Below are 13,561 nucleotides of genomic sequence, written 5' to 3'. Positions count from 1 at the left end.
TGTTTGCGAGACGATAGCTTGCCGCCGATTCGACCGGCGTCACCAGCGACCCGCTTATCAAAGCGTCGCGGACGCAAGCCAGGTCGACGTTCGGCCAAGATAGATCCTCCTTAGAAACAGACATCGGTAAATCCCTCCGAATCTGCCAAATTTGCATGATGTTGAGAGCTTTCGTTCGTCACATAAGCGCATAAATAAGTTGACAATTTATTAAGCTTGGTTGATTATTCACAACAATACGTAAACAAATGAAAATTCATGAAGCCGAAGGGAAGCCCGTATGCAGATGCGAAGGAATGTGAAGATATCAAATTTCATTCTGCTTGTTGCCTTGCTCATGGCAGTCCCTTTGCTGAAGGCGCAGATTGATACGGCAACCGTGGCCGGTCGAGTTACCGATAAGACTGGAGCTACCGTTCCATCGGCGGAGGTGACACTCACAAATACGGAGACTAACTTCGTCTATCACGCCAAGAGTGCAGCGAACGGCGATTGGACTATCAGTCCGGTTCATATCGGCACCTATCGATTGACAATAAGTGCGGCAGGATTCTCTCAAGCCGCCGCCGGCCCTTTCACGTTGAGTGTTGAACAGCGGCAGCAGATCGATCTTACGTTGCAAACTGGTTCGGTGAGCGCAGTCGTTGAGGTTACGGATACCGCGCCTGTGCTCGAGACTGCAACGTCGGAGCGCAGCCAACTCATCGACAGCCGTACGATGCAAACGCTTCCACTCAACGGTCGAAATCCAGTCCAACTCGCGCAGTTATCTGCAGGCGTGACAGTGAGTGAGCCAGGCGCCCGAGATGAGCAAGGTTACGGTTTCAGCGCGAACGGCGCTCGGTCCCTGCAGAATAATTTCTTGCTGGATGGCATCGACAATAACTCAAACCTGCCCGATCTTTTGAACGAGGCAAATTATGTCGTGATGCCATCAGTCGATGCCCTTCAGGAGTTCAGGTTCGAGACCGACTCGTACTCTGCCGAGTTCGGTCGGGCTACCGGCGCTGTCGTGAATGCTACGACCAAGAGTGGATCGAATCATATCCATGGCGTCGTCTACGAATTCCTGCGCAACCAGGCGTTTGATGCTCGGAACTACTTCGATCAAACTTTGCCTGCTTATCATCAGAACCAGTTCGGAGCGACCATCGGTCTTCCGATTATTCACAACAAGCTGTTTCTATTTGCGGACTATGAAGGTCTGCGTTTGTCGCAGGGGCAGACCTACACCGCATTGGTTCCCACTGCACAGCAACGTATAGGAGATTTTTCGAGCCAGCTCGATCTTACTTCGCCTACAGGGGTGCAAGACTGTAATGGCAATCCGACCTACAACGGAGAGCTATTCAACACGAAACTGACTCAGGCTTCGGCGGCGAGTCCAACCGGATACTGCGGCGTTCCGTTCGGTTATAACCCGGATGGCACACCATCAAACGTGATTCCCAATGCAAGTATCGATTCGCTCGGGGCCAAATTGGTGGCTCTCTATCCGGCATCGAATGCAAACGGTTCAGGCTACAACTATGTTTCAAATCCTAACCTGATTCGCAACGCGAACCAGGGCGATGTTCGTGTCGACCAGGTGCTGACGCATAGCGACAATATCTTTTATCGGTTCAGCATGAGCCGTTCTCCTTCAACGATTCCAGCAACGTTTCCCGGCTTTGCAGACGGCGGCGGCTTCTTTACAGGGGTGGGACAAAATAATGCTTACTCAGTCGCCGTGAGTGAGACGCACGTATTTTCTCCGACACGCGTGAATGAGATTCGCATCGGTTACAACAGGCTTCATACGAACAGGTTCCAGTTCTTCTCCAACACCGACGTCTCAGAGACGGTTGGTTTTCCTGGGGTTCCATATCAGGCAGGCACAGATAACGGCGGACTGCCGCAGATGTACTTCAACGATGTGGCTACCCTTGGCAGTCCTACCTATCTTCCTTCGAACGAGATTCAAAACACCTATTCGTTATCCGACACCTTTACTCTGATTGCGGGTGAGCACAGCATTAAGTTCGGTGGCGAGATACGGCCGGAAGAGTTCACGATCTTCCAGCCTGCAGCACCGCGCGGAACCTTAACGTTCGGGACTCAGTTCACGGATAATCCAGCAGCACAGGGAACCGGTGGAAGCGGATTGGCAACTCTGCTCACAGGTCAGCCGGATGGTGGCGGTATCAACAACATCAACAACGTCGACTACAACAGGAAAGTCTTTGGAATTTTCTTGCAGGATGACTGGCGCGCCTCGCCCAGGCTGACAATCAATGCTGGCATTCGTTACGACTTCTTCTCCGCCATTCTTGAACGGCACAATTCGCAGGCGAACTTCAATCCCGTTACGGGCGACCTCGACATCCCTCGTAGCAACAGCGCTGTTCTGACACCGACGCTTGCAGGATTGCTCACGGTGAACAGAACGGCTTCGAACGGATTGATTCCGCCCATCTATACCAACATTTCGCCGCGCCTCGGCTTGGCTCTCCAGTTCTCGCCGGGGTGGGTACTACGTGCAGGCAGTGGTCTCTTCTTCAACGGTGAAGAGAGTGGCCCGTACAGTAATCCAAGTCCTGGTTTTAATCCGCCTTACTTCGCGTCACAAAACTATGTTGCGCCTTGTAGCCTCGCATCGTATGCCTCTGTCACGGACTGCTCGATCCCAGGCCTTCGTACACTATCGGACGGCTTTCCGTCTGATGCTCTGAGTGACCCGAATACACCCAATCTCTTTTCGGAAGACAAACTGAGGACGCCCTACGTAGCGCAGTGGCATTTGACAGTGCAACATGAACTCACTCCACACATGACCATTGAGGTAGCGTATGTAGGATCCAAAGGAACGCACCTCTATACCTTCTCAAACGTCAACCAGGCTTCGCCTACCGCGGATACGTCCGCGCCATCCGCCCCGCGCCGTCCCTTTCCTTCCCTCGATACCTCGATTGGATGGTTGCGTTCGGACGGTTTCACTAACTACAACTCTGGCCAGATGAAACTCGAGCAGCACCTGAGCCATGGAGTAGCAGCGATCGTGAACTATACCTATAGCCACGGGATGGGCAACTCCTCCAACGCCAATCTAGGAGCGCAAAACAACGACTCCTTCCGCGACATCAGACTGCTGGGCGAGTATGGAAATCTGGACTTCGACGTCCGGCATCGCTTCACGGCGGGCTACTCCTGGGATCTTCCGATTGGGACTGGGCAAGCACTCGCTGGCTCTGCCGGAAAGCCTCTTGATTACCTTATTGGGCACTGGCAGTTGTCAGGTATAGCTACGCTATCTTCTGGTACCTGGTATACGGTCACCGACTCCAATGCGAACTTTGCAAACTCTGATGGGCAACAACGGCCCGACTTTGTGCCAGGACAGAAAGCCTCAGGGAAACCATGCGCGGGCGGCACGTTTTTCAACACCTGTGCCTTTCAGGATCCCGCATTCGGATCTTTCGGGGACGTATCGCTTAATACTGTCAACGGCCCAGGTGTGAAGAACTGGGATATCTCGGTGCTCAAGACAATTCCTGTAGGAGAGGCTCGCCGGTTTGAGTTACGCGGAGAGTTCTACAACGCGCTCAATCATCCGAACTTCCTCTTTGCGGCTCCCGGTCCACAAAACTCCAATAACGCCACTACATTCGGTTCAACAAACTTTGGAGTTGTGACCGCAGCTCGAGACCCAAGGCTCATACAGATCGGCCTGAAGTTCTACTACTAAACTACTTCTTACTAGAAAGACCGCGAAGGCTAAGCCGACGCGGTCTTTTATGTACTGAGCAAAATCAAAAGAGGCAAACATCAAAATAGTACTGACGCAGTATCCCTTTCCTTCTACACCAGAACCAGTTTGCAACCAAAAGATCGAATCCGGTCTTGCAATTCTGGTTGCAAGCTTACATCGCTGATGACCATATCAACCTCGGAAAATGAGGCTATCAGGGACATGCTGCGCTTGCCGAACTTGCTGGCATCGGCTACTACGATGATCTCCCGCGCTGCACGCAGCATTGCGCGATTGGCCATCGTCTCTTCCAGATTTGTACCGCTAACACCAAAGTCAGGATCGCAGCCTGCGCCGCAGAGAAAGAGCTTGTCCGCTGAGAACTGTTCCAGCATATCTTCGGTCGCACGACCGACGATTGAAGCTGAATCGTTACGGACGGTGCCTCCCATCATGATGATCTGGGTGTTGCGCGAACCCAGAAGCTCGGATGCGATGTTTACCCCATTCGTGATGACCTGAAGATTTGGAATGTTCTTAAGATGTCGGGCTACCTCAAGTGTCGTGGTTCCTGAATCAAGGATGATCGTCTCGCCCTCTCGAACGAGCGTCGCAGCCATTGCGCCAATGCGCTGTTTCTCCTTCGATTGACTCTTGATTCGTTCTTGTACCGGAGACTCACGAAAGACGGTATCCTGAATGACGGCACCACCGTGTGAGCGCTGCACAAGGCCGCGCTGATCCAACTCATTGAGATCGCTGCGGATGGTTACGGCCGAAGTATTGAAGCGGCGCACGAGTTCGTTGACCTTTGCCCGACCCTCGGACCTTAGGATCTGCAGGATCTGCATTCGCCGTTCCTCTGCCATCATTCCTTCCTGCAGAGGCTCTTCCACACGCGACTCACCTGCATGGTTCACAACTACTTCTTTCTTCATTTCACCTACTCCGCTCTCTTGAATCAGATGCGAAGGAAAATTTTGTTCCGGAACATCCAATGAAGTATAAGCCAGTAGACCGCGAGTGTTAGCAGCCCAAGCGTAACGGGCTCGAGGGCGGTTCCAAAAATGTTGAGCGTCGGCATGCCCAGATTGATGCGGAAACTGCTTTGGATGAAATCCTCAAAAAGATGAGCCATTAGATAAGCTGCGATCGAGTTCATCCCAACGACGACTAGCGGGAACGCAAGACGAGTGTTCTTTTTGATGTCGATGACCCATGAGAAAACAGCCAGAAAGAGGAAGCACATTCCACCGCTAAACAGGGTCCACGCAGGTGTCCAAATTCTTTTGACGATGGGACAGATGCCAGAATAATGCAGCAAGAGCCCGGCAGCTATCAGGACCGCTGCTGCCGTAAGGAACTTGCGCATAGGGACGTTTGGCCGGTCCGCAATCAACCAGCGGCCGGCTGCCAACCCAAGCAACATGGTGCCGAGCGTAGGAATAAAGCTGAGTGTGAGATATCCGCCGTCGTTAAACAGGAAGCGGCTCGGTCGAGGAAACAGATTCAGAAACCACAGATCGAAGGCCTGTCCAAGGTTGCTGTTCTTATTCCAGTGCGAGGCGAAGCCGTTTAAGAGATGCTGATGCCAGTCGTCAGGCACTCCGACGGAAGCGTAGGGGAAATCTGCTCCCGGAGCTGGATAGAGAGCCCATGCCAGCCAGTAGCCAAACAAGATCACTCCAAAGGCGGTCCACTGCCAGCGTGGTCGGACAAAAGTAAGCAGAAATGCGAAGGTATATCCGAGGCCGATCTGGGTCAGCGTATCTTCAAACGTGAAATTCGTCATTTCGCTGTGAATGGATCGCAGAAAGATCCCCAGCGCGACCAGAAGAAAGCTTCGCCAGATCGTATGCCCAATCATCCGTTGAAAGGTCTCACCTTTTCGCTGGCGGCTCCGCAGGGAATAGGGGAGCGCAACGCCGACAAGAAAGGTAAACGACGGCTGAATCATGTCGTGCAGACCCATCCCGACCCACTCAACATGTGTCTGATTGAAGGAAAGAATGCGCCACAGTGTGCTATTTGGGAATGAGTGGGCAACTGTCTCAAATTGCATAACTTCGCCCATCATCAACAACATGACGAGACCACGATAGGCATCGACTGCAACGTTACGCTGCGGAGGTGCTGCACCCACAGATTCACTCATAAAAGTGGATCTCCCGGAGTCTGGTTTGTTCTACAACGAATAGTTAATATGTTGTAACTGCGTCGCAGTGTGCCGATTCTAGCACGAATAACCTTCATTACCTTTCATATATCTTCACCGAAGAGCATATTATTGCTTTGACACGTCACCTTTGATTCAAATACTCTCATGCGAAAGATTAAAGATTTCGATTTCTTGCGAATTGGTTTTGGTGATTGGCTTTCATACCTGAGACCGACGATGTCTAACAGGTTCTGCTCGCCGGTTTCAGTCAGCTGAGATTTACAGCAGGGCGGCCAAGAGCAAAAGCAAATCCCTGTGATGCGAAAACGAGGAGAAACCACTTGAATTTTGACGAGAAGATTACTGGATTGGGATCGTGGACAAGGCGCCGGTTTGTGCAGATGAGCGCCGCTAGCGCAGTGAACGCAAGCCTCGGAAACCTTGCACATGCTGAGACGGGCGGATCAGCCACAATGATCGACGTCCCTTTCGAAAAGCGAAATCCAAAGGTCGCTATGATCGGGACCGGCGGGCGCGGAACCAATCTGCTTGAAAATCTGCTAGCCGCGGATGCTCAAGTCGTCGCACTATGTGACGTTGTAAAGGAGAAGGCGGAGCACGCCGGTTCTCTGGTTGTGGCATCAGGTCAGAAGAGTCCTGAGTTGTATACCGACGGCCCACATGCTTTCGAAAAGTTGTTAGCAAGACAGGATGTGGATCTGGTTATAGTGGCAACTCCGTGGAATTGGCACACAGAGATGGCTGTCTCTGCAATGAAGCACGGCAAGGATGTCGCGGTGGAGGTTCCTGCCGTCACGACGATCGAAGACTGTTGGAAGATCGTCAAGACGTCGGAGGAGACGCGCAAGCACTGCATGATGCTTGAAAACTGCTGTTATGGCTACAACGAAACTTTAATTCTTCGCATGGTGCATGCGGGTAAGTTCGGCGACCTGCTCTACGGCGAAGGTGCCTATCTTCACGACCTACGGGAGGAGCTGTTCTCAAACGCTGGTGAAGGCCTTTGGAGACGGACGGAGCACACCAGGCGTGATGGAAATTTATACCCCACTCACGGCCTCGGGCCGGTGGCGAATTACATGGGAATCGAACGTGGCGATCGGTTCGGCTACATCGTTTCGATGAGCACACCTCAGCGCGGTTTGGACGCGTATCGGAAAGAGCATCTGCAGGCGAGCGATCCTAGAATGGCAGAAAAATACATAACCGGCGATATGAACACATCCTTGATCAAGACAGCCAATGGGCTGACGATCACGGTAAAGCATACAGTTTCCACTCCGCATCCTTACGACCGCATCAACCTCATCGCTGGAACGAAGGGTATCTTCGAGGACTATCCGCCGCGCATCTATCTTGATGGTCAGAATAACGACGAATCGTGGGGATCAATCGACTCGTGGAAAGAGTATGAGCATCCACTCTGGAAGAAAGAGGGGGAGATCGCCAAAAAGATCGGAGGCCATGGAGGCATGGATTACATCATGCTCTATCGTTTGCTCCAGTGTGTGCGCGAGGGTCTGCCGCCAGACATGGATGTCTACGACGCCGCCGCATGGTCTTCGGTCGCTCCGCTTAGTATTGCTTCTGTAAGTCACGGCAGCGCGCCGATGGAATTTCCCGACTTTACGCGAGGCAAGTGGCGCGAGCGAAAGGTATCAGCTATCGCGACGCAGGTTTAGTTGTGAGTTCGAAAGGTCGCAGTGACCAATGCCCTCAAAGTTGGTGCGACGTAGCATGAATAGCGGCAGCGATCGAATCATCTTGGAGAACGGTGCGGTAAGAGTAGTCCTGCTTCCTGGTAGTGGTGGCAGAATCGAGTCGCTACAAGGTGGAGGGTTTGAATTTCTGCTTCAACCCTCCCATTCTTTTGATGAACAACTGACTCCAGGTATGAGTTTTCAGGATGGCGCTTGTTCAGGGATCGACGAGTGTCTTCCCACAGTCGCGAGATCATGGATCGGTATACCAGCCCTTGAAGCACCGGATCATGGAGACTTCTGGACAATTCCATGGACAGTCCAGGAGTCAGCTACTTCACGCTCGGTGACGATTGTTGCAGATGGGAATAGTCGCCCGTTGCGTTTTACGAAGCGGCTTGAGGTCTCCCCGACGTCGTTGCAAATTGATTATTCAGTTGAAAATTTAAGTTCAAAAGCTGTCGAGTACCTCTACGCATGCCACCCGCTGTTTTCGATTGACCCAGGCGATCTCGTCGTCTTACCGGCGAGTGTAGCGTCGTTACGGGTAGAATCTTCAGCTCACAATCGTCTTGGCAATCAGGGCGACTCCATTTCGTGGCCAATTACATACAACGCATCAGACTCGATCGACTTAAGCGCAACGGTATCTTCCAATGCCGATACAGCCGACATGCTTTACGCGGGGCCGCTCGCTTCCGGGCGATGTGGTCTCTTTCGCTCTGTCGTTGGTCGTGGCATTGTGCTTCGTTTCGATCCTGCACAACTGCCTTATCTCGGCCTATGGCTCTGCTATGGAGGATGGCCAGATGACTCCGAACAACGTCAGTTTGCAGTTGCACTCGAGCCTACCGTCGCCGCGCGAGGCTCGCTTGAGAATGCGATTCGCGACGGAGTTGCGCCCGTGCTTGAACCCAATCAGACCCACTCTTGGACGATCGAATTTCTCATCGTCGGACTCAATGGGGCAATCAGCAAAGAGACTTTCGTTCGAAGTATCGAAGGTTGAGCTACGGTCCAATCAATTTAAAGATAGAGTTAGCAGGATCGAGCGTAGATGCGCAGGACATCTTTGATCTTATCGACGATCAAAGATGTGGGATCGCTTGATATCTCCCCAATCCGAACACGCGCATATTGAGTCGGAAAATAGAGGCTTAGAACGCTCTCTGGAATTTTTATTGCTTCGAGATTATCGATAAGCCGGGCGACGGCAGCAACGATCTCAGGATAGTGCCAGTAATACCGAACACGATCACTGTAGCTGAAGCGTCGAAGCAGTTGCTGCTGCCGAAGGGTCCCCTGGTAATAAGGCTCCCATGCACTCGGGTTGGCAATCATTGTCTGTTCAACAACCTGCAACAAGTTCGATTGCTCCTTAGGTGCAATCAGCAGCTCTTCGATAGCAGCAAGCGCGTCCAATGCTTCGCGTAGAGCAAACGTCAGCGCCGGACCAACTTTTAGAATGGCAAATCCGTCGTGAACCAGCTCGCCATATGCATCAGGAAGCTGGTAGTCGGTTGAATGCGCTTCAAAGACGATCTCGCTCGCCTCTTGCTGTCGCCATTCAACGAGCGACTCTGCCTTTGCGCGTTGGTAATAAACGACACTGTCGTGATCGAACTCTACCCCCGGTTGCACAACCATCGCGATCACACGCTTCCATGCGTCGCCCAAACCGTTCTCTATAAAAACCTGCCGATGAATCGCTAGAGTACGCGCTGCCGCTGCAGGATGAGTAATCGCGAGGCCATCGAGCGAATGTGTCGCGCCGCCGGGCGTAGGCACCTCAGTTCCGATGACGTAAACTGGCTTGTCCGTGCCACCAGCGTAAGCTGCTTCGGCGGCGGCACAGAGCTCCGCACTTCGATTCGCAACAGCTTCATCGCTGAGTGTGGTGGGATCGCCAAGACACGACATGCTCGCGTCCAAATGTATCTTGCTAAAAGAAGCCTTGGCGTAGGCAGACACCATGGTCGTTGCGTGTCGCATCGCCTCAGCTTCCGGCAGATGTCGCCATGGATTGGGTCCGAGGTGATCTCCTCCGAGCACAAGCTTTTGCGGCTCGAGATGAGCGTCGGCCGCTATCTTTTCGGCAAAGGTGCGAAAGCCGGACGGCTGCATCCCGGTGTATCCGCCCGTCTGGTTGACCTGGTTACTTGTCGCTTCGATAAGAAGAACACTTCCATCAGTTGCAGCCTGCTCTGCCGCGGCGCGCAAGACAAGCGGATGAGCCGAACACACAGAATAGATTCCCGGCTGAGTGCCATCAGCCCGCAATCTGAGATGATCCTGTAGAACAGAGGACATCTTAACGATAGATCGTGAAATCGCTCACGACGCGGTTGATCACGCCTGCAGGGCTCGGTGCATCCGGCCTCAGACCAAAGGCGATGGAGTAGTAAAGACCGAGAAGCTGCCCAAAGATGACATCCACAGGAGGACGGTAGGTGTCAGAAAAGGATCCATCGATAGCATGATATGTATCGCAAAGGGGAGCAATTTCCCTCTCGGCCGATTTCAGGCCAACAACAATGCAGGTTGCAGTGATGTTCTTTGCCTTAATCTCACGAAGCAGATCAGCTTCGTAACGAAAGCGAGCTCGCTCCGACGACAGAAAGCAAATCAGATCGGTATCACGATCAAGGGCAGCCATTGGGCCGTGACGAAGTCCAAGTGAAGTCTGGGGCATAGTCTTGACTTGGCCGCCAGACATCTCCAACACCTTGAGAGATGCTTCCTTCGCAACAGCCCCAAGCGATCCCGAACCAATCATGCAGATACGCTGTGTCCGGCGAGCGGCCATCTTTTGTGCAAGCTCAGCAGAGTCGCTCAGGAACTTATTTGCCGCGTCGATCAAGCCATCGAGAATTGGCTTATACTCTGCGAAACTCCAGGCGTGTGCTAGGCATTGCCCTAACACCACCATGTTGGTGAATGAACTGGTCATGGCGAGGCTGCGGTCGTTCACAGCATCGTCGAGCACTGCTATGCAGACATGGATGTGGTTGGCAGCAAGTGCCGCCATCCTGGAGTTAGGATTGCAAGTGATTACCAGATGCGAGATCTCGGGATAAATCTCCAGAGCCTGCTCGAGAACATTTACCCCTTCGGGAGAGTCGCCAGAGCGCGAAAATGAGATCCAAAGATAGCGGCGGCCCGGGATGACGTACTCCGACATACTAGGCAGCAAATCTGTACTTGCAACTGCCGATGCTTCGCACCCCCAGCGCTGCCTGAGCAGAAGCGCGAGCGATTCTCCGATGAAGTCAGAGGTGCCGGCGCCAATGAGCATTACGATTGGCCGCTTTTCGAGAGGACCTGTCACCCCGGTCTGCTCGAGGAAAGTCCGAAACCGATCCTGCTGCGCTTCGAAGAATAACGCAGTTTTTCGCCACGTCTCCGGCTGTTGCGCAATCTCTCGCGGTGTAAAAGTTAGCCCCCGTGACTCCTGTTCGGACGTCGGCAGATCAAGCAAACTTGCTAATGCACCCACGGAATCAGTCCTCCAAGTAAACTAAATCCAAAAACAAAAGAAACAAAACACAAGAAATAGTAACATAAAAGCTAGTTATGAAAGCAGTTAATGACGGAGCGACAACTGTGAACCGAGCGACCTTAGAACCTCGCTTCGATGTGACCATTGCCGGTGAAATCAACCTGGACCTTATTCTGTACGGTTTACCTCAAGAAATGCCGGTCGAGCGCGAGCTGTTGGCCTCAGACTTCCGATTCACCCTCGGAAGTTCGTCTGCCATTGTCGCTCATAACCTCGCCTCACTTGGGCTGAAGGTTGGTTTCGTGACGCGTGTAGGCTCCGATGAGCTTGGGAAGCTGGCTTTGGCAAGGCTGGCAGAGAGCGGAGTCGACCTTACGCACGTTCAAGCCGGAGGCGGATCTTCCGGTACTGGAGTGACTGTTCTTCTGCCTCACGGGAAGGAGCGCCATATCCTTACCTATCTGGGAACTATGGCGGAGATGACCGTTGAGGATCTTCCCATGGAGTACCTTACCTCGTCCCGCCATTTTCATCTTTCCTCGTTGTACCTTCAGCGTGGTCTTCAGCCCGGTCTCGCAGACTTTCTTCGCAAGCTAAAGTCAGCTGGCTTGACCATCTCTCTCGACACAAACGACGATCCGGACGACAAGTGGGGAGGCGTGCTCAATGAGATTCTCGATCTTGTCGATATCCTTCTCCCTAGCCAAAGTGAGCTGATCCGCATAGCTGGAGTCTCAACTGTTGAGCGTGCTTTGGAGATTGTCGGTCGCCGCGTTCCGGTCATTGTGGTCAAGTGCGGTTCGAGCGGAGCACTTGTACAGGATGGAGTCACACGTCAGCACATTCCAGGTCTTTCCGTTGTTCCCGTTGATACGATTGGAGCAGGAGATAGCTTCAACGCAGGTTTCCTAAGCGCTTATCTCCGCGGCGCTTCTTTAACCGAAGCTGCACGTACCGGTAATGTTACGGGTGCACTCTCTACACTGGCGTCGGGCGGTACAGAGGCCTTTCGAGACCAAAACCTTAGACAAAGCTTTCTATCGCAAAACGGAGTCTAGAAATTCAGACACGAAAATCCTCAAGACGTTCGGCCACATCCAGCAGCTTTCGGGCAGTCTATTCGGCCGTCACGAACTCGACTACTGGAGCCGCGGCAAAAGTCGAAGAGCATTCTCTCGATACACCTTCAACAAGACATCCTCTGGCAGAAACATCCCGTAGATATTCCATCTCCCCTGCCGCGAGGCGTGCGAGGGGTACTCAAAGTACTCATCGGCCGTCTCTAAAAAGCGAAAATAGAGTCGATACATCTCAACTTCAGGCAACAAATCCGTGCCGAACAGAATACGGTCCGCATATTTCAAGAAAAATGCGCGTGCGGTGTAAGGCTGTCTTCCAAGCTCCGGTGTGCGGGCGCTGATGTCGATCTGTAGATTGGGAAGAGCATCCAACTGCTCAGCAAGATACGCCAGATCCTCTCCGCTTTCGGCGCAATGAGCGCCAACAAAAGTAGTGGAAGGATGTCGTGCGATGACGCGGTTGCGCTGTTCCAGCAGATCACGCTTGGTGACCGGGAGTTGATGAAACCCCCAGTCGGGATGTGCGGCTAACTCCTCGTACCGTTCATTTTCGGCATCGATTGGGGCGAAGAACGCAGTGGGATCAGAGGTGTGAAACATCACGGGCAGGCCCAGATTCCCGCACGCCTCAAAGATAGGCGAAAATCGATCATCATCGATGCGCAACAGAGTACCGTCCGTGTCGTGCAGCGTTAGTCCGAGGTCCTTCCAGAACTTGATGCCGCATGCGCCGTGATCGATCATCCGCTGCAGGCGATCCACGGTGACTTGCGCAAAATCGCTACGCTCCACTCCGGTCCAATCCATCCATCCAATCGTTGAAAAACGCGCAGGCGCAGCGGCGTGATAGCGATCCATCATATCTAACGCCTTTTGGCCAACCTGCATGGTGATGTTGACAACGTGCTCTACACCACATTGATCCATGATGGAGAGAACGTCCTGAGGATCCATGGAGTCGAGATGGTTGTGATAGTCGATCACCGGAAAACGAGCGCGTTCCACCGTGTGCACTTTGCTGTTCAGACTGGAACGTGGATGAAAGTCGCTCAGGCGAAGATCAACCTCTGCCGTGGCGCTCACCATGTCAACAAACTTGTCCGGAGTATCTTCTGAACTTGAAGCTTTCACTAAGCCCTCATCGATTTGTATCTTTTTATTACGTTTTGTTTCGATTACACTACAACTCCACTAAACTTGCGTCAAGATAGTCCCCTCCCAACGCTTCATACACCAGTTGAACCGCGTGCCGTCCCGCAATCAGAAGTAGATTGAGCGATATTTCCCACGCAGAGTTACTTACGATACGCTCTCTGCGAGAGTCTTCACCTCAACCGCACGCAGTCAAGCCGTTTCGAATTAGTGCCTAAATTCTCT

General features: G+C 52.7%; 9 protein-coding genes. 4 read left to right on the top strand and 5 right to left on the bottom strand.

Features of this window, described 5'->3' with window-relative positions; translation table 11 throughout:
- Positions 1 to 298 precede the first annotated feature (298 nt).
- Positions 299 to 3,724, top strand: a complete 3,426-nt coding sequence (locus RBB82_RS09040; protein ID WP_433974795.1) for a TonB-dependent receptor domain-containing protein — start codon at positions 299 to 301, stop codon at positions 3,722 to 3,724.
- 113 nt (positions 3,725 to 3,837) lie between these two features.
- Here RBB82_RS09040 and RBB82_RS09035 read toward each other — a convergent pair whose 3' ends face one another.
- Together RBB82_RS09035 and RBB82_RS09030 are read right to left on the bottom strand one after the other, a co-directional pair.
- Positions 3,838 to 4,665 (bottom strand): DeoR/GlpR family DNA-binding transcription regulator, encoded by an 828-nt coding sequence (locus tag RBB82_RS09035; RefSeq protein WP_433974794.1) that lies wholly within the window; start codon positions 4,663 to 4,665, stop codon positions 3,838 to 3,840.
- Between the two features lie 23 nt (positions 4,666 to 4,688).
- Positions 4,689 to 5,882: an acyltransferase family protein gene (locus RBB82_RS09030; RefSeq protein WP_433974793.1), complete on the bottom strand. Its 1,194-nt coding sequence runs from the start codon at positions 5,880 to 5,882 to the stop codon at positions 4,689 to 4,691.
- A 344-nt stretch (positions 5,883 to 6,226) separates the two neighbouring features.
- On the opposite strand from RBB82_RS09030, the gene RBB82_RS09025 reads away from it, so the two are divergent.
- Both RBB82_RS09025 and RBB82_RS09020 read left to right on the top strand, forming a co-directional pair.
- Positions 6,227 to 7,588, top strand: a complete 1,362-nt coding sequence (locus tag RBB82_RS09025) for a Gfo/Idh/MocA family protein (RefSeq protein WP_433974792.1) — start codon at positions 6,227 to 6,229, stop codon at positions 7,586 to 7,588.
- Positions 7,589 to 7,616: 28 nt separating this feature from the next.
- Complete coding sequence (locus RBB82_RS09020) at positions 7,617 to 8,615, top strand: aldose epimerase (protein ID WP_433974791.1); 999 nt, start codon at positions 7,617 to 7,619, stop codon at positions 8,613 to 8,615.
- Positions 8,616 to 8,644: 29 nt separating this feature from the next.
- Here RBB82_RS09020 and RBB82_RS09015 read toward each other — a convergent pair whose 3' ends face one another.
- Positions 8,645 to 9,916, bottom strand: coding sequence for a D-tagatose-bisphosphate aldolase, class II, non-catalytic subunit (locus RBB82_RS09015; RefSeq protein ID WP_433974790.1), 1,272 nt, complete (start codon positions 9,914 to 9,916; stop codon positions 8,645 to 8,647).
- A gap of 1 nt (position 9,917) precedes the next feature.
- The gene (locus RBB82_RS09010) at positions 9,918 to 11,102 is read right to left on the bottom strand and encodes an SIS domain-containing protein (RefSeq protein ID WP_433974789.1); all 1,185 of its coding nucleotides are present in this window, start codon (positions 11,100 to 11,102) and stop codon (positions 9,918 to 9,920) included.
- 77 nt (positions 11,103 to 11,179) lie between these two features.
- On the opposite strand from RBB82_RS09010, the gene RBB82_RS09005 reads away from it, so the two are divergent.
- Complete coding sequence (locus tag RBB82_RS09005) at positions 11,180 to 12,163, top strand: carbohydrate kinase family protein (RefSeq protein WP_433974788.1); 984 nt, start codon at positions 11,180 to 11,182, stop codon at positions 12,161 to 12,163.
- 81 nt (positions 12,164 to 12,244) lie between these two features.
- On the opposite strand, the gene RBB82_RS09000 is transcribed toward RBB82_RS09005, so the two are convergent.
- Entirely contained in the window at positions 12,245 to 13,315 is a 1,071-nt protein-coding gene (locus tag RBB82_RS09000) for an amidohydrolase family protein (protein ID WP_433974787.1), read from the bottom strand.
- Positions 13,316 to 13,561: the final 246 nt, after the last annotated feature.

Source organism: Tunturiibacter lichenicola (assembly GCF_051013355.1).
Classification (GTDB): domain Bacteria; phylum Acidobacteriota; class Terriglobia; order Terriglobales; family Acidobacteriaceae; genus Edaphobacter; species Edaphobacter lichenicola_F.
The sequence above is the reverse complement of the archived record's forward strand: the minus strand, read 5'-3'. Positions and strand labels throughout refer to the sequence as shown.